Origin of the sequence: Lysinibacillus sp. NPDC056185, from assembly GCF_047737915.1 — a bacterium.
Taxonomy (GTDB): Bacteria; Bacillota; Bacilli; order Bacillales_A; family Planococcaceae; genus Lysinibacillus.
In genome coordinates, this window is the sequence record NZ_JBLLLQ010000001.1 from 191778 (window position 1) to 206347 (window position 14570).

At 36.6% G+C, this 14570-nt stretch carries 16 protein-coding genes; 6 read left to right on the forward strand and 10 right to left on the reverse strand.

The features are described from left to right. Positions 1–58: 58 nt before the first annotated feature. Positions 59–1738, reverse strand: coding sequence for a formate--tetrahydrofolate ligase (locus tag ACMZ42_RS00940; protein WP_402869002.1), 1680 nt, complete (start codon positions 1736–1738; stop codon positions 59–61). 324 nt (positions 1739–2062) lie between these two features. Here ACMZ42_RS00940 and ACMZ42_RS00945 point away from each other — a divergent pair, with 324 nt between their 5' ends. Further along, positions 2063–2263: a cold-shock protein gene (locus ACMZ42_RS00945; RefSeq protein WP_132358884.1), complete on the forward strand. Its 201-nt coding sequence runs from the start codon at positions 2063–2065 to the stop codon at positions 2261–2263. An 81-nt stretch (positions 2264–2344) separates the two neighbouring features. Here the strand turns inward: ACMZ42_RS00945 and ACMZ42_RS00950 are convergent, their stop codons facing one another. Further along, positions 2345–3130, reverse strand: coding sequence for a VOC family protein (locus ACMZ42_RS00950; protein WP_415730251.1), 786 nt, complete (start codon positions 3128–3130; stop codon positions 2345–2347). A 203-nt stretch (positions 3131–3333) separates the two neighbouring features. On the opposite strand from ACMZ42_RS00950, the gene ACMZ42_RS00955 reads away from it, so the two are divergent. Both ACMZ42_RS00955 and ACMZ42_RS00960 read left to right on the forward strand, forming a co-directional pair. Next, positions 3334–3822: a flavin reductase family protein gene (locus ACMZ42_RS00955; RefSeq protein WP_402868998.1), complete on the forward strand. Its 489-nt coding sequence runs from the start codon at positions 3334–3336 to the stop codon at positions 3820–3822. A 135-nt stretch (positions 3823–3957) separates the two neighbouring features. After that, positions 3958–4500 (forward strand): carbon monoxide dehydrogenase, encoded by a 543-nt coding sequence (locus ACMZ42_RS00960; protein WP_402868996.1) that lies wholly within the window; start codon positions 3958–3960, stop codon positions 4498–4500. A 65-nt stretch (positions 4501–4565) separates the two neighbouring features. Here the strand turns inward: ACMZ42_RS00960 and ACMZ42_RS00965 are convergent, their stop codons facing one another. The 3 genes from ACMZ42_RS00965 to ACMZ42_RS00975 form a co-directional block, all read right to left on the reverse strand. Beyond that, positions 4566–4721 carry a YezD family protein gene (locus tag ACMZ42_RS00965; protein ID WP_370077414.1) on the reverse strand — a complete coding sequence of 52 codons (156 nt, stop codon included), beginning with the start codon at positions 4719–4721 and terminating at the stop codon, positions 4566–4568. A gap of 337 nt (positions 4722–5058) precedes the next feature. Beyond that, complete coding sequence (locus ACMZ42_RS00970; protein WP_402868994.1) at positions 5059–5724, reverse strand: phosphopantothenoylcysteine decarboxylase; 666 nt, start codon at positions 5722–5724, stop codon at positions 5059–5061. Positions 5725–6350: 626 nt separating this feature from the next. Continuing rightward, positions 6351–7226, reverse strand: coding sequence for a LysR family transcriptional regulator (locus ACMZ42_RS00975; protein ID WP_415730252.1), 876 nt, complete (start codon positions 7224–7226; stop codon positions 6351–6353). 134 nt (positions 7227–7360) lie between these two features. On the opposite strand from ACMZ42_RS00975, the gene ACMZ42_RS00980 reads away from it, so the two are divergent. Continuing rightward, positions 7361–8254, forward strand: coding sequence for a DMT family transporter (locus tag ACMZ42_RS00980; RefSeq protein ID WP_415730253.1), 894 nt, complete (start codon positions 7361–7363; stop codon positions 8252–8254). A 132-nt stretch (positions 8255–8386) separates the two neighbouring features. Here the strand turns inward: ACMZ42_RS00980 and ACMZ42_RS00985 are convergent, their stop codons facing one another. The 4 genes from ACMZ42_RS00985 to ACMZ42_RS01000 form a co-directional block, all read right to left on the reverse strand. Continuing rightward, positions 8387–8734: a general stress protein gene (locus ACMZ42_RS00985; protein ID WP_370077410.1), complete on the reverse strand. Its 348-nt coding sequence runs from the start codon at positions 8732–8734 to the stop codon at positions 8387–8389. 218 nt (positions 8735–8952) lie between these two features. Next, entirely contained in the window at positions 8953–9393 is a 441-nt protein-coding gene (locus ACMZ42_RS00990) for a Dps family protein (protein ID WP_415730254.1), read from the reverse strand. A 230-nt stretch (positions 9394–9623) separates the two neighbouring features. Next, positions 9624–9830 carry a hypothetical protein gene (locus ACMZ42_RS00995; protein ID WP_402868988.1) on the reverse strand — a complete coding sequence of 69 codons (207 nt, stop codon included), beginning with the start codon at positions 9828–9830 and terminating at the stop codon, positions 9624–9626. 113 nt (positions 9831–9943) lie between these two features. Continuing rightward, positions 9944–10882 carry a hypothetical protein gene (locus ACMZ42_RS01000; RefSeq protein ID WP_415730255.1) on the reverse strand — a complete coding sequence of 313 codons (939 nt, stop codon included), beginning with the start codon at positions 10880–10882 and terminating at the stop codon, positions 9944–9946. 168 nt (positions 10883–11050) lie between these two features. Here ACMZ42_RS01000 and pepF point away from each other — a divergent pair, with 168 nt between their 5' ends. Both pepF and ACMZ42_RS01010 read left to right on the forward strand, forming a co-directional pair. Continuing rightward, positions 11051–12865 (forward strand): oligoendopeptidase F, encoded by a 1815-nt coding sequence (gene pepF / locus ACMZ42_RS01005; protein WP_415730256.1) that lies wholly within the window; start codon positions 11051–11053, stop codon positions 12863–12865. Positions 12866–13095: 230 nt separating this feature from the next. Beyond that, positions 13096–14079: an SEC-C domain-containing protein gene (locus tag ACMZ42_RS01010; protein WP_415730257.1), complete on the forward strand. Its 984-nt coding sequence runs from the start codon at positions 13096–13098 to the stop codon at positions 14077–14079. 298 nt (positions 14080–14377) lie between these two features. Here the strand turns inward: ACMZ42_RS01010 and ACMZ42_RS01015 are convergent, their stop codons facing one another. Beyond that, positions 14378–14569 (reverse strand): zinc-finger domain-containing protein, encoded by a 192-nt coding sequence (locus ACMZ42_RS01015; protein ID WP_132358910.1) that lies wholly within the window; start codon positions 14567–14569, stop codon positions 14378–14380. Position 14570: the final 1 nt, after the last annotated feature.

Below are 14570 nucleotides of genomic sequence, written 5' to 3' on the forward strand. Positions count from 1 at the left end.
CCCTTTATAACTTAAAGGAACAGCTTTTGCATTTATATATTCTTTTGTACTTCTTACTCTAGAACAACCCTACCGCATGTCCTTCATTATCAACATTCATACGCAAAGCGGCTGGTGCTTTTGGTAAACCTGGCATTGTCATAATATCCCCAGTTAAGCAAACTAGGAAGCCAGCACCAAGTTTAGGAATGACTTCGCGAATAGTGATTGTAAAGCCTTCTGGACGTCCTAAAAGACTTGGTTGGTCTGATAAAGAATATTGCGTTTTCGCCATACAAATCGGTAGTGAATCCCAACCGAATTTTTCAATTTGGGCAATTTGTTTTTTCGCTTGATCGGTAAATTGCACATCTTTCCCACCATAAACTTTTTGCACAATTGTACGTACTTTTTCCTCAATAGATTCTGTTATGTCATATAATGGAGAAAAATTGTTTTCTTCATCAAGAACAGCTAGCACTTGTTCAGCTAAGCCTAGACCACCTTTTCCGCCTTCCTCCCAGACATTAGTTCGTGCGATACGAACATGATTTTCTTGACACCAATTCAGGACTGCTTCTAACTCAGCCTCTGTGTCCGTAATAAAACGATTTAAAGCAATAATCGGCTCAACGCCAAATGTACGAATCGTCTCAACATGTTTGGCTAAATTTTCGATTCCTTGTAAAAGGGCATCAACGTTTTCCCCAACTAGTGACGTTTTCGCTACACCGCCATGCATTTTTAATGCACGAATTGTAGCTACGATTACAACTGCACTTGGTTTAAAGCCTGCTTTACGCGCTTTAATATTCATAAATTTTTCAGCGCCTAAATCTGAACCAAAGCCCGCTTCTGTCACAACGATATCTGCCAGCTTACGAGCTGTTTGTGTCGCCATAATCGAGTTACAGCCATGTGCGATGTTGGCAAATGGTCCACCGTGAATAATGGCAGGTGTCCCCTCAAGCGTTTGCACTAAGTTTGGTTTGAAGGCATCTTTTAATAATAATGTTAATGCCCCTTCCACTTGAAGATCACGCACGAATACAGGCTCACGGTCAAATGTATAACCGATTACGATACTTGCTAAACGTTCACGTAAATCTTCAATACTTGTAGCTAAACAGAAAACTGCCATTATTTCTGATGCAACAGTAATGTCAAAGCCGTCCTCACGTGGCATCCCTTGAACAGGACCACCGAGACCCACAACAACTTTACGAAGGGCGCGATCATTTAAATCCATTACACGCTTCCAAATTATACGGCGAGGGTCAATGTTTAAAGCATTTCCTTGATGGATATGATTATCAATAAAGGCTGATAATGCATTATTCGCAGTCGTAATCGCGTGAAGGTCACCAGTGAAATGCAAGTTAATATCTTCCATCGGCACAACCTGTGCATATCCACCACCTGTTGCTCCACCTTTTACACCCATTACAGGGCCGAGTGATGGCTCACGTAAAGCAACAACAACATTTTTATTTAATTGATGAAGTGCATCAGCAAGCCCAACCGTTACAGTTGATTTCCCTTCACCCGCTGGAGTTGGACTAATAGCTGTTACCAATACAACCTTTGCATCCTCACCATGTGCTGTTATTTTTAATGGATCAATTTTTGCTTTGTAGCGACCATACTGTTCAAGTGCATCCTCTGGAATACCTGCAGCTTTCGCTATTTGAGTAATAGGTTGCATAACCGCTTGATTCGCGATTTCTAGATCTGTTAGAGGTTGTTTTTTCGTTGTCATTTGGCATCCTACTTTCTATGTCGATCAATTATGCCTCGGCATAATTGCGTCTGGAATCGGCTTTGTGCGTACACAAAGAATTCCTTTCCGATTCTGTGACATCCGCCGGAGGCCTTAACTTCTTGCTGAAAGAAGTTAATTCCATTATAGACTTTATTGTGAAAAAAATCATAGTAAGTTATTCAAGTATTTCGACAATCAATTGACAACATTGCTCAATTCATGTATGTTCTAAATGAAAATGCATTTTTTCACATTTTCACAATTTATGTCACGACTTAATTGATTTTATTCTACATTCAAGCGCATGGGAGGCGAATGCTTATGCAACAGGGAATCGTAAAGTGGTTCAATAATGAAAAAGGTTATGGCTTTATAGAATGTGATGATGGAGAAGATGTATTTGTACATTTTACGGGAATCCAAGAGGAAGGCTTCCGTACACTTGAAGAAGGTCAAAAGGTATCATTTGAAGTGGTGGAAGGCAATCGAGGGCCACAGGCGTCAAATGTTGTAAAAGTATAAACTCAAAGGAGCTGTTCGATGGATGAACGGCTCCTTTTTTCAAATGCTCTTAAATGTACTATCGCTATAAACACTATAACTTCAGCGATTGATCCAATAAAAAGCTCCGGGAAAAACTAGCGTTTCCTTCGTTCTGTCAGTATCCATAAGTGTTACCCCAAACGCCCCTTCATTTAAATGACCTAGTGTCATAGTAGCTGCAGCGACTTTGTCATAAAAATCCAGGCGAATATTTGGTAAATGTAAGGAGATAAACTGTTCTTGTTGTTCAGGCTCTGGTAGTTGTAATACTTTCCTCCATAAATTCACTGTTGCTTGCACATCTTTCACATAAAATTGGACAGATTCCATCGATATAGTTTGATTCGTATCAATGGCTCCATTTGCTTTTAATTGTGCAATACGTTCCTCATCTGTATCAGTCCACTCAATCAAAAATGGAAAATCAATTGCCTGCTCTGGCTTCCCAAAATGCAATAGCTTCCATTCTACTACAGAGCCATCTGGTCTTGTACGACTACAAGCATCTGGTCCATATACTTCAAATCCAAGTGAACGTAAACGTTGTGCCTCTTCTTCAATATTTTTTGTACGCAATGCAATTCTTGAAAAACCATAGCGCTCGTTAGCACGTTTAAACGTATAATGTAAGGAATAAGGTAATTTCACTGCATTTTCAAATAAATTACGATCATAAATTGCTATTTGCTCAATATAGTTTAATCCAAAATAGCTTAACGTATTGTATGTCCCCCACATTGTATGTTGACCACCGTTAACTGTATGGATATTACGTTTATTTAAGAAAATCTTTGTATTTTCTGGTGATTGAACTTGATGAACTAGATGGTCAAAATATAAAGTCATGACTGAACCCCCTTTTTTCTCTATTATATACTTTACCTGTTAGTTTTGTTGGTTTAAAATAAAATTTAGAATATTATAATTATTAGAACTTACTATATTTTATGATATCTTTTTTAAAATGCTCGGCAACAAAAGGATTTCGATGCTAGTAGTTCATCAAAAAAGATTTTTTATTTTCATAAATCAATGAAGAGGTGATTAGAATGACAGACAAAGTAGCTGCTTTTAAACTAGCATTAGGTAATTATCCAACAGGTGTTACAGTTGTCACTGCTTGTAATGACATAGGTGAACCTATTGGCTTAACTGTCAATTCCTTTGCGTCAGTTTCCATAGATCCACTCCTTATTTTATGGTCGCTCGATAAAAAATCACAGCTACATCCATATTTTACAGTGGCTCAAAAGTTTGCTGTAAATATTTTAGCGAGCAATCAAGAACACTTATGTACGCTATTTTCAAGTAAAATTCCAGATCGTTTCGCCCAGGCTAAATGGTCAAACTCTGATTTAGGTCTACCGGTTTTACATGATACTGCGGCCATTTTACAATGCAAAACATCTCAGCAAATCGATGCTGGAGATCATACGATATTTATCGGGCAGGTCCTAGAAATTGAGAATGCACAGAAGGAACCCTTACTTTACCATCGCAGACATATTGGTGAAATCCCAAATAGTTTTTATGATTAGGCTTTGGCAAGAAATATATACGCAAAAAACAGGATGATTGGTCGTAATCATCCTGTTTTTTTGACGTATCTTTCAGCTCTTTATCGAAATAATAAGTTTGATTGATGAAAAAGTAAGAGATGAGGTGTATTACAAATGTTTAAAAAAATCCTTTTCATGATATCTATTATTTTTTTATTTTCTACAAATGAATGGGTAACTGCAAATTTCGAAAACCCTCCTCCTTCCTTTGAGGAAAAATTCGCTGAAGGTGGATATAAATCCGTAGAAGAGTCCGTTAAGGAATTTGAAAATCATTGTAAATGTGCGGTAAAGTTACCCCAAATTATGCCACCGATTTCCTTCACACATCAATTTGGGAAATTTTACGAAGATAAAAAATATAATATGAATGATGCATTGAGTCTTATGTTTGTTAATAAAGAAATAAAAGAAAATATTTATAAAATTGAAATTCGATCAATAGAGAATAAAATAAACTTCAAAGACAAATTGAACTTTAAAGGTAAAGAATATACTCTTCAAGGTGATACAAAAGCGATTTATTTTGAAGACCAACTATTTAACTTTTTTGTCTTTGAAAAAAACAATTCGCAATATTTACTAGGTATTTATAAAGAGGTAACTAACACTGATACACCTCACATATTCGTTAAAATAGCTAACTCTATAAAATAACCTATGCTGTTGCGAAAATGGCCACATAAAACGAAGGAAATAATTTTTGTGGCCTCCTATACAGTTTACTTTTTCTGTGGAAATCTTTGCTTTTCAAGTCTGTTAATTTGCACAATGACACCATCTTGAATCGTAATGTGTACTTCTCCAAACTCCAAATTTTGAATCGCCTTTGCAATTGCCTCCAGTTTTTTGTCATCTACCTTTACCTGTTGAGTCATCCGATACACCCCTTCTTTTAACATATTTTGAGGCCAACTCGTCAATCATAGCCCACTTATCCCTTAGATAGCTCTGTTGGATTTGACCTACAATATTTGTTATCAAAGCTTCTTTTTAGGCCAAGTTGCCGGTATTTCGTTTCTTGCAAATAATTCTATAATTCAGAAAACCCATTGTCAATATAAATATTACAAAACTTAGTTGTTTACTAAGAAATAAAGGAATATGAAGTATGTCTATAGTTGTGCCAGTAAGTATCACTATAGACTTTACAGGGGAAAAAAATAAAAACTGCGCAGATCAATTTGCCTCTACACAGTTTTTGTTTTAATCATTTTATAAAAGATCCATTAATGCTTTCGCTGTCTTTTGCTTGCCCATAACCTTTATCGGTTCGCCTTTAGCCGGTACAATCCAGTGTGGCTCATCTCCACCATATAAAGACTGTGAGCTATTTGCTACCATAAACTGAGCGTTGGCCGATTCCATTCGTAGGCGTGCACGGGACAGTAAAAATTCCTCGTCATCTGTTGCCTCAAGTTTAAAGCCCACTAATGTAACTTTTGGCTGCCACCCTTTAATTTGACCTAATACTTTAGGTGCCTTTTTAAAGTGAATGATAGGTGGCTCATCAGATGGCATTTTACCTGCTTCCTCCATTAAATTCCCAGATTGATCATACACTTTGTCAATGAGCCAATCAGAACCTGCAGCTGCCATAATAACGATATCTACTTGTTCTTCCTGAACAGCATGTCGAACTTTCTCACCTAAATCTTCAATACCTTCAAATCGAATGGTACGCATTTTATCTTTGTTCTCAGGAAGCTGTGCAAAATAACCATGCATATACAATACGTTTGCCCCAGCCTCTAGTGCTGCTTCAGCTAAATAACAGCCCATCGACCCTTTCGATAAATTCGTATGCCCACGCACACGATCCCATTTTTCAAGTGTTCCCCCACTTGTAATGAGTACGGTCTTACCTCGTAATGTCCCCATACACTCACCTTTTTTCTAATCAATTTCACCTTGGCGTAATTGTAGCTGTCGCTTTGCTTTCGCTACAGATAAACAATGCGACCGGATTTTGAATTGTGCCTAGGCCTGCACGAGGACCGACACGATGTCGGTCATTTCGGTAATGCCACAGGACGTGGCGTTTTTACCGATGCAGGTCAGTTAGCCGTTTTCGCAGGATGCGAAGATTTTAGGCTAACATCCTTATATTCATTCCTTTGAAAATCCGTGACATCCGCCGGAGGCTTTGGGCCAACAAATGTTTTCTGTGCGAAAGCGCAGTGCTAACGCAGCGTCAGCAGCATGATGTTGGTCACTCAGTCGTGTGTTGTTGCTGACGCTGCGCTTTCGCACAGATAAATTGCCACAGGACGTGGCTTTCTTAGGCTGAGTTCCTCTATTTCAGTAGGTGTTTGGACACCCACTGAAAAAGTAATCAAAATTGCATTCATCTCACCTCCTTTAGAGGTGGGAATCTTCTGTACCTGTCGCTACGCTTTCGGTACAAAAAAGATCTGCTGAATGAAGATAAATATACAAATACTATTTTAACGTAATGCTATGTTATGCTTCAATGTTGTTTTTATAAGGTTGGAGTTAAATTAATACTATTTCATATTTTGCTCTTTTAACCAGGAACTTAATATCTCAGCAAATTTCTTGGTCACTGGTGATGCCTGATTTTTCATAGCTATTCCTATTGTGCGATAGCCACCTTGTTTTAAAGGTATAGCTTTTATCGTAGGAGGCAAGTTATACGTCACTAATTTCGGTAAAATACTAATTCCAAGCTGGTGAGCAATCATCGAAATGATCCCTACCTCTTCTGATAGTTCAAAGCGAATATTTGGCTTTACGTGATATTGCTCTAACAGTTCTTTTACATCATTAGTGCCTTTATATGAAGTCATGATAAATGGCATGTCTTCTAGTTCAACAATATCAATTTCGGCTTTATTATAAAGTGGACTTTTATCGGAGACAATACACAGCAATGGATCCTGCTGAAGTTCGGTAAACTGAAACTGCTTAGATTTTTGACCATTTAAAAATCCCGCATCAACCTCTCCACTCAATAGCCATTGTTCAATTTCATAATAATCTCCCTCGCGCAATTCGACTTGGATACCAGGAAATTGATTGTCCATAATACGAACAATTTCCGGCATCCAGTTTGAAGAAATACTTGAAATTACACCAATTCTCACTTTCCCTCGAGTAACGCCAAGTATATGTGCAGCTTCTTGCTGTAACAGTTCTTGTGCATCGAGGACATGTCTCATTGCTCTTAGCATTACATTACCTTCACTTGTTAACGTGACACCTGCTCGACTTCTGTGAATGAGTGCAAAGCCGAACTCCTTTTCTAAGCTTGAAACAGCATGACTTACAGCAGATTGGGTTAATCCCAATGCTTCCGCTGCTTTTGTAAAGCTAGCTACCTCAGCCACTTTATTCAAAATCTCATATTTGACTAAACTCATCGCCTTGTCCTCTATATACATGAATTTTTTTAATACTAACCATTATAAACATTCGTTTTACTAATCACAACACAAGATATATAGTAAATTTTAGTATAAAAACTGTTTTAGTACACAGATAGTAGGTGAGCATAATGAGTATCCAAGGAAAAGCAAATTTATTGATGGTTATAGTGACAATGTTCTGGGGCTTATCTTATACTTTTATGGTAATGGGGCTTGAAACATTGGCTGTTTATAATGTGGTGGCATTGCGTTGTATCATCGCATTTTTCGTAGCAGGTATTATCTTTTATAAACGTATGATTAAAGTCGATGTTAAAACATTAAAATATGCAGCTATACAAGGGTTTCTATTATTCATTGTGTTCGTTCTAAGTTTATTCGGACTAGAAACTACATCGGTATCAAATGCTGGTTTTATTTTAAGTCTAACAGTTATCTTAGTGCCTATTTTCAGCAGTTTTATTGAAAAGAAATTACCTTCAAGAGCAGTTAGCTTTGCGATTATTTGTACAATGATTGGGATTACAGTTTTAACGGCACATGGTTCATTTGCCTTTCAAAAAGGGGATATTTTAATAGCCATCGCTGCACTATGTTATTCGTTTTATTTACTGTTAAACAGTTCATTTACACGGAGCGTTGAATCAATTTCTTATGGCATTTATCAGCTTGGTTTTGCTGGACTTTATGCACTTGTATTAACATTCATTTTCGAAACGCCAACACTTCCAAATACAACGACTTCTTGGATTGCTATTATAGGACTTGGTGTCATTTGTAGTGCATTTTGCTTCGTAGGTCAAACTGTTGCACAACAGTTTACCTCTGCTACACATACAGGACTAATATTTTCCTTAGAGCCAATTTTCGCAGCGATGTTTGCCATGATGTTTATTGGTGAAGGAATAACGGTAAAAATAGTAATTGGTGGTAGCTTTATTCTAATTGGTAATCTTGTTGCCCAATTAGAGCATCTCCATGTTTTACGCTTTATTAAAAAACATGAAAAAGCTATAAATTAATTCTTACAACACAAATAAACAGAGTGATGCATGTGCACTCACTCTGTTTATTTTATAACTTACTTATTGTTCAAAAGGAAACTCTCCCTGTCACACGTGAATCAAGACGAATAACAATCATCTTACTATACATTATGTCGTCATAGGTTCAGTTGAATGCTCAGCAAATAATACGATGACACCCTGTTCAACGAGATGAGCATAGTAAGCTGTTTGACCTTCCGTAAGATCAAATCGCTTAAATCCTTCTTTTACAGCCGATTCACCGGTAAACCAAGACTTAATTTGATCAACCCAATTCCCAACCTCATGTGTTTTAACATTAGCATCCCATTTCACACCTTCAAATTTACTTGGATCCTTTGCAATAACGTAAATATCCTCTATTTGATATGCATCTAATTGCATACTTTCTAAAATATGAAGCATTTCTTCCCTTGTATGGGCCACTTCAATTTTTTGGTTTTGTTCATTTATCATGCTCAATTCCTCCTAATTTGTATGGCTTACTTGGTATCTACCCTTCCTATTCAAGAAAAAAACCTTTTTACCTATTCTTTTAACGAACTGTAATATTTGTAATATCTCTGTAATACATATTCACCTTTTGAAACAATGGTCTTAAACTTTCAAATATCAAAAAATAGGCAACGGAAGTGAATTAAGAAGTCCCATCGCCTATCATTTACTTGTGGTTATTAATGTCCGAGGAAGGCTTTCAGCATCCATGTATGCTTTTCTAGGGACTGATACATAGCATTTAGTATATCCTCTGTTCGATCGTCCCCTTCTTCTGCCGCAAGCTCCATTGTTGAATTTAAAGCTTTCATAAGTGTTTGGAAATCGGCAATGGTTGTAGCCACCATTTCCTCTGTCCTCTCATTCCCTTTTGCTTCCTCTACAAAGGACAGCTCAAGATGTTCTTTTAACGTAGCAACTGGTTTTCCATCTTTCGAAAGAATACGTTCTGCAATTTCATCTAGATTTAACGTTGTTTCATTATATAATTCTTCAAATTTTGCATGTAGTGTAAAGAAAGCATTCCCCGTTACATACCAATGATAATTGTGCAATTTCGTATAAAGTACAGACCATGTAGCGACAAGTTTATTCAATTGTTTGTTTAAGTTTTGTGACATTATTTCTCCTCCAATGTGCCAGTTGTTCTAGCCTTTAGTATGCGTTGCAAAGTATGCTTGCTATACACACATTTTTTCATTGAAAAAAATTCTAAGGTCATCTGTAGATACAAAAAATACAAAACCAAAACATTTTCCACTACATAGCCAGCCCTAAAAAACAGATGGATTACATTAATTGGACGTTTAAAAATCACAACAAACCTATAAGAGATTATCATACAATTTGACTACTTCAGTTCCTTACGAATTTCTTTTATCTTTGTTATTGGAAGCTTTGAAACTTTTGCAATCCACTCATCGTCAGCACCCGTTTCAATCAAACCGCTGATTATTTGTTTAATAGTTTGTTCAATTCCTTGTTCGATTCCTTCCTGCCTTTCTAATTCCAAAACTCCAGCAAGTGTCGGCGGTAAATCTTCTTTATTTAGATGCAAAATTTCTTCATCCCCTTTAATTTCATCTTTTACGGCTCTTACAAGCTCTCAAACATATTTTTTGTAGTTTCATTTGTCTTTCAACAATAGTGTCTAGATCTAATACTTTTTAATTATTTCAGTTCCTTACGAATTGCTTTTATCTTTGTCACTGGAAGCTTTGAAACTTCAGCAATCCATTCATCGTCAGCACCTGTTTCAATCAAACCCCTGATTATTTGTTCAATTCCTTGTTCAATTCCTTCCTGTCTTTCTAATTCCAAAACTCCAGCAAGTGTCGGCGGTAAACCTTCTTTATTTAGATGCAAAATTTCTTCCTCCCCTTTAATTTCGTCTTTTACATCTCTTAAAAGCTGCTCAGACATAGATTTTGGTAGCTTTAATAAATAATCAATGAAGTAAAGAAGCGCACGTATCTCTGTCCGTTCAACATTACTTAATAACCATACTTCTCTTAGTAATGCTCTTTTGTAAGCACTACGATGGCTCATTTCGTTTTTTGTTTGATTTAAATAAATTGATGCTAGTAAAGCTTTACTAAACAGCTTCGGTGATTTTTTCAATTCTTCTTCATCAAAATCTGACACGACAAACTTGTTAAATGTATAAGTTATTTCTGTACCATAATACTTTTCATGATACTGATTCGTGCTTTTGGTACTCGTATTTGTAAAAATTGCAATGGCCACAATCTTCTTACCATAACGATCACTGATACGATAAAAATACTCAAACATTCGCTTCGCAAAATGCACTTCATCTACTGCTTGTATCTCTGTATGGACAAGAATCCATTGCTCTGCCCCACTCTTTAGATGAACCTTCGCAATTTGATCAGCTACCTTGCGCCCTTGACGATGTTCAATAATTTCTTTGAAAAGCTCTTGCTGTAAAAACTCCACTTGCTTAGAAAAATCAACTTCTGCATGTAAGTCTGGCAAAAAGAACAACAAAAAATCTTCAAACAAATCCGCAATTAACTTCTTCCATAGATTATCTTGATTCACTTGACTAAGCTTATATACATCTGGTTTCTCCCAAACTAGCTGCATTATAACTACATCCCCCCTTTAACTTTAAATCTATTATAGCTATTACGAACAAAGTTTCCACTCTATTGTTATATTTTTAAGAACATTGAAACTATTTTCTATAATTATTTCACTTTCCGAAATAGTTTCGTTATAATGGAATCACTTACTAAAAAGGGGTGTTAATTAATGGAGGTATTGCCATTACGAAAAGATGTACCAGTAGAACAAACATGGGATTTAACAGTTTTACTTGAAAATGACGCGGATTTTGAACCTGCTCTAGCGAAGCTTGTGGAAGATGCAAAAAATTTCGAAAGCACGCATCAAGGTACAATTACGGATGCTCAAAAGGTAATTGATGTTTTAACAGCTTATGAAGCACTATATGAAAGCATAGTTCCTATTGGTACTTATGCAAGCTTAAATAATCAAGCTGATCATACAGATAATGAAGCCCAAATGCGTGCTGCAAAATATGGTACAGCAGTCGGAAAAATAAGTAGTACAATTTCTTTTGTACGCAGTGAATTACTAGCACTAGATGAGTCTATTTTAGAAGAAGCTGCTACATTAAGCCCTAAATATAAAGTCTATATAGAGGAATTATTAAAACAAAAGCCTCATCAGCTACATCCAGAGGTAGAAAAAGCACTAGCTGCATTTAGCTCTACTTTTGATGCACCATATGAAACGTATAATACGACAAAGCTTGTAGATATGCATTTTGGAGAGTTTGAGGCCAATGGCGAAAAACATCCACTTAGTTTTGTATTATACGAAAATGATTGGGAGTTTGACGCTGATACAAATGTTCGCCGTGCAGCTTTCCAAGCATTTTCGAATAAGTTGCGCGATTATCAGCACACAACTGCAAAAATTTATAACACTCACATTCAACAAGAAAAAACTATGGCTGATTTACGAGGTTTTGATTCTGTCATTGACTATTTATTATTTGATCAAGATGTTGATCGTACGCTTTATAATCGTCAAATAGATCTGATTACGAAAGAGCTTGCTCCGCATATGCGCCGCTACGCAAAGCTTATTCAACAAGCAAACGGCATTGAAAAAATGACATTTGCTGATTTAAAGATTGCCCTTGATTCAGACTATGATCCGAAATTAACAATGGCTGAAGCAAAAGAATATGTTGAAAAAGCATTAGACGTTTTGGGTGAAGATTACAAAGAGATGCTCGAAAAGGCGTTTAACGAACGCTGGATTGATTATGCACCTAACAAAGGTAAATCGACTGGGGCATTCTGTTCAAGTCCATATGGTAGTCATCCGTATATCTTAATGTCTTGGAATGAACGTATGAATGAGGTATTTACTTTAATTCATGAGCTTGGGCACGCAGGGCATTTTGTGAATGCACATGCCAATCAATCTTATTTTAACAGTCGTCCTTCGTTATACTTTATCGAGGCACCATCAACAATGAATGAAATGCTACTAGCTAATTATTTATTAACCCATAACGATGATCTTCGCTTCAAACGTTGGGTAATTTCAAATATTGTATCCAAAACGTATTATCATAACTTCGTCACACATTTACTTGAGGCAGCTTATCAACGAAAAGTATATGAATTAATCGACGCTGGAGAAGCTGTGAATGCTACTGTTTTAAATCAATTAAAACGCTCTGTATTAGAAGATTTCTGGGGTGACACTGTCGATATTACTGAGGGTGCAGAGCTTACTTGGATGCGTCAACCGCACTATTATATGGGCCTATATCCATACACATATAGCGCTGGCTTAACAATTTCTACACAAGTATCTAAGCGTATCTTAAAAGAAGGTAAGATTGCTGTAGATGAATGGCTAGCAGTCCTTCAAGCTGGAGGTACGAAATCACCTGTAGAGCTAGCTCAAATGGCAGGTGTCGATGTTACAACAGACCAGCCGCTACGAGATACGATTGCTTATATTGGTCAACTTATTGATGAACTAGAACGATTGACGACTGAAATGGAAGCTGTCAAAGGCTAAACAAAGCGAGAACCATCTACGCTATTTCTAAAGCGTAGATGGTTTTCTTTTTTTTAGGTTCTAAGCAGGAAAATACATACATATACTAGAATCAGGCCGTCCTTCTATGTTTTTTGATATTTCTAAATAGACAATCATTTTTCTTCGTACAAATGTACCGTTATTATTAATTGTATGCAATTTATTTAGCAAAATTCTACTAACAATTTTCAAAGGAAGTGTTTCTAATTATGGTAAAACGTAATGATCCATGCCCATGCGGTAGCGGCAAAAAATATAAAAAATGTTGTGAAGGTAAACAACAGGTTACCGTAGAAGCTGTAGCAATCGAAGAATTAGAGCGTGTACTACAAACATTTTACTTAGAATATCCTGAACGTAAAGATGTTCGTGCCTATATAGAGCATGTAGGTACATGGCAACCTAAATTAGAGAGCGTACTACAAAGAGAGCTGATTGAGGCGATCGCGTTAGACGACTTCTTCTTCCACCAAGAACCCTCTATTTGGAAAGGTTACTTAAAGAAAACAAAGAAAAAAACGGTAAGACCTTCTACGGTAAATGTGTTAGAAGGCTGGTCACAACCTCGTCTATTTGTTGGTTCCGTGTCAGTTGTAGAAGAAAAATATTTCAAGGCTACACATGTGTTAACAAATGAAGAGATTAATATTCGTCGTGAAAATGACAAACCAATCCCTGAAGGTATGCATGTCTTTGCATTCATCTTACCAGATGGTACAAAAAAATCAGAGCATTATTTAGCTGTATCAACGCTTATCTTCTTCCCAGAAGATCATGCTAAAGTATTTGAGCAATTCAAGAAAAATTTTGAGGCTTCTGAGAAAAAGGCTGGAGCATTCTTAAAAGAAGAGCATTTATCCTTCTGGGAATTACTTGTGTCAAACGGTTATAAAGGCGAGGAGTTCACGAACTTTGAGAGCAATGTAATCACACAGGTAAAAGATTTCCTTGAGCAAAATGAGCGTGAAACAGCTCCTATGTTAGAGCTTTTAGAGGACTATTTAATTGAAGGACAACCATCTGCGCGCAAAGAGGCGGCCATTGCTGCCGGCGCAATTCGATATGGTCAAGAAAAAGAGCTATTCGAGCCGTTATCACTGACTGTAAAAGAAATTGCGGCGACGTTCGATATTTCAGCTTCCTCTCTCACAAAATACTACCAAGACTTAAGTAGCTATGCTGCAACTAAATAATGCTTAAAATAGCGCAACACACTCTATGCAATTTTAGAGTGTGTTGCGCATTTTAGTTTACATAGAAAAAAGCTACCTTTATTATCGGCAATGAGCCAACAATAAAGGTAGCTTTTTCCACGGTAACCAACCATCACTATCATTTCCGAACATATTGTTATTTATGCATCGAATTTAGTAAATATGATTATTTATTGAGCAAAAATGAAATAAGCTTTATTTTATTTAAACATAGTCTGTTTAGTTCCTATGATTACTTTGCCATAGTTGTAAAACATTTCTGTAATGGTTTAAAACATTATTTACTATACACCTTCAAGAGCTCTTCTCCGAGAAATTGTAGTCGCTCTCCTACAGTGCAAGCTTCAATACAGAAACGGTGAGCTCCAGGTTTACCACGATCTTTTCGTAATTGCTTTATGACTAAGCAATCAGCACAATACGTATCATGTAGTTCATCAATATCTTTCATAACCGTCACTTTATCCAAA

What these genes read in the sequence shown, in the direction of transcription:
- ACMZ42_RS00955 (WP_402868998.1), top strand. Translation starts at nt 3,334, where the DNA reads ATGACAGACAAAGTAGCTGCTTTTAAACTAGCATTAGGTAATTATCCA.
- ACMZ42_RS00970 (WP_402868994.1), bottom strand. Translation starts at nt 5,724, where the DNA reads ATGGGGACATTACGAGGTAAGACCGTACTCATTACAAGTGGGGGAACA.
- ACMZ42_RS00945 (WP_132358884.1), top strand. Translation starts at nt 2,063, where the DNA reads ATGCAACAGGGAATCGTAAAGTGGTTCAATAATGAAAAAGGTTATGGC.
- ACMZ42_RS00975 (WP_415730252.1), bottom strand. Translation starts at nt 7,226, where the DNA reads ATGAGTTTAGTCAAATATGAGATTTTGAATAAAGTGGCTGAGGTAGCT.
- ACMZ42_RS01000 (WP_415730255.1), bottom strand. Translation starts at nt 10,882, where the DNA reads ATGCAGCTAGTTTGGGAGAAACCAGATGTATATAAGCTTAGTCAAGTG.
- ACMZ42_RS00965 (WP_370077414.1), bottom strand. Translation starts at nt 4,721, where the DNA reads ATGACTCAACAGGTAAAGGTAGATGACAAAAAACTGGAGGCAATTGCA.
- ACMZ42_RS00980 (WP_415730253.1), top strand. Translation starts at nt 7,361, where the DNA reads ATGAGTATCCAAGGAAAAGCAAATTTATTGATGGTTATAGTGACAATG.
- ACMZ42_RS00990 (WP_415730254.1), bottom strand. Translation starts at nt 9,393, where the DNA reads ATGTCACAAAACTTAAACAAACAATTGAATAAACTTGTCGCTACATGG.
- ACMZ42_RS01010 (WP_415730257.1), top strand. Translation starts at nt 13,096, where the DNA reads ATGGTAAAACGTAATGATCCATGCCCATGCGGTAGCGGCAAAAAATAT.
- ACMZ42_RS00940 (WP_402869002.1), bottom strand. Translation starts at nt 1,738, where the DNA reads ATGACAACGAAAAAACAACCTCTAACAGATCTAGAAATCGCGAATCAA.
- ACMZ42_RS00960 (WP_402868996.1), top strand. Translation starts at nt 3,958, where the DNA reads ATGTTTAAAAAAATCCTTTTCATGATATCTATTATTTTTTTATTTTCT.
- ACMZ42_RS00985 (WP_370077410.1), bottom strand. Translation starts at nt 8,734, where the DNA reads ATGATAAATGAACAAAACCAAAAAATTGAAGTGGCCCATACAAGGGAA.
- ACMZ42_RS00950 (WP_415730251.1), bottom strand. Translation starts at nt 3,130, where the DNA reads ATGACTTTATATTTTGACCATCTAGTTCATCAAGTTCAATCACCAGAA.
- pepF (WP_415730256.1), top strand. Translation starts at nt 11,051, where the DNA reads ATGGAGGTATTGCCATTACGAAAAGATGTACCAGTAGAACAAACATGG.